Consider the following 1,221-nt stretch of genomic DNA (forward strand, 5'->3'; position numbering starts at 1 on the left):
CGCTGCCAGAGATAGCTGGCCCCGGCTTTGCCGGGCCACTGGTATCGCCCCCTGCAAGGGGGTTGGAGGAGCGAAGCGGAGCCTGGGGGTGGGCCAATATTTCACCAAAAAGGGCGCTAGCGCCCATGCCATAAGCAGGAGCAGCTATGAAATTAGGATTTATCGGTTTGGGCATCATGGGCGTACCTATGGCCTTGCACCTCGTCAATGCCGGGCACCAAGTGTTTTATTACACCCTGCACAAGGCGCACGCCGACATCACCGCATCCAGCGCCACCGCGTGCGACAGCGGAGCAGACGTGGCCAGCCGTGCCGACATCGTCTTCACCATGGTGCCCGATACCCCGGACGTAGAAGCCGTGCTGTTCGGCGAGAACGGTATTGCCGCGGGCCTGGCTAGTTCACCAAAGAGCAGCGTGATGGAAGACGGCCACAGCCGCAAGATCGTCGTGGACATGAGCTCCATTTCGCCCATGGCCACCAAGGCCTTCGCGCTGAAGATCAACGCGCTGGGCGCGGACTACATCGACGCACCTGTTTCCGGTGGCGAAGTGGGTGCCAAGGCCGCGTCACTGACCATCATGTGCGGCGGCTCGGAAGCGGCCTTTGCCACTGTGCGCCCTCTCCTGGAATTGATGGGCAAGAACATCACCCTGGTGGGCGGCAATGGCGACGGCCAGACCACCAAGGTGGCCAACCAGATCATCGTGGCGCTGAACATTGCCGCCGTGGGCGAGGCCCTGTTGTTTGCCAGCAAAGCCGGTGCCGACCCGGCCAAGGTGCGCCAGGCGCTGATGGGCGGTTTTGCGTCCAGCCGCATTCTGGAAGTGCACGGCGACCGCATGGTCAAGCGCACCTTTGACCCCGGTTTCCGCATCCGCCTGCACCAGAAGGACCTGGGTCTGGCGCTGCAGGGCGCAAGCGAGCTGGGCTTGTCCCTGCCGCAAACCACCGGTGCGGCCCAGTTGATGCAAGTCTGCGCCGCCAACGGCATGGCCGACCTGGACCACTCGGCCCTGGTGAAAGCCCTGGAACTGATGGCGGGCCACGCCGTCGCCTGAACTTAAGATAGCGCCCATGACCTCCACCGACCGCACCCAACTGCTGCGCAGCATGTTCGATGCCGCCGTGGCCGCCGCCCGCGCCGGCGAGCACGGCCGGGGCTTTGCGGTGGTGGCCAGTGACGTGCGCTCCCCGGCCGGGCGCAGCGCCGCGGCCGCC

The 1,221-nt window shown here is 65.2% G+C and carries 2 protein-coding genes; both read left to right on the top strand.

Annotated features, from left to right (window positions below):
* Positions 1–146 precede the first annotated feature (146 nt).
* Complete coding sequence (locus tag AC097L_RS25070) at positions 147–1,061, top strand: 2-hydroxy-3-oxopropionate reductase (RefSeq protein ID WP_479589422.1); 915 nt, start codon at positions 147–149, stop codon at positions 1,059–1,061.
* 16 nt (positions 1,062–1,077) lie between these two features.
* Positions 1,078–1,221: methyl-accepting chemotaxis protein (locus tag AC097L_RS25075; RefSeq protein WP_479589423.1), on the top strand; the 144-nt coding region annotated here is incomplete at its 3' end.

Source organism: Rhodoferax sp. RT5P35, from assembly GCF_056521385.1.

Excerpts from the sequence above, each read along its gene's own strand:
- AC097L_RS25070 (WP_479589422.1), top strand. The coding sequence starts at position 147 with ATGAAATTAGGATTTATCGGTTTGGGCATCATGGGCGTACCTATGGCC.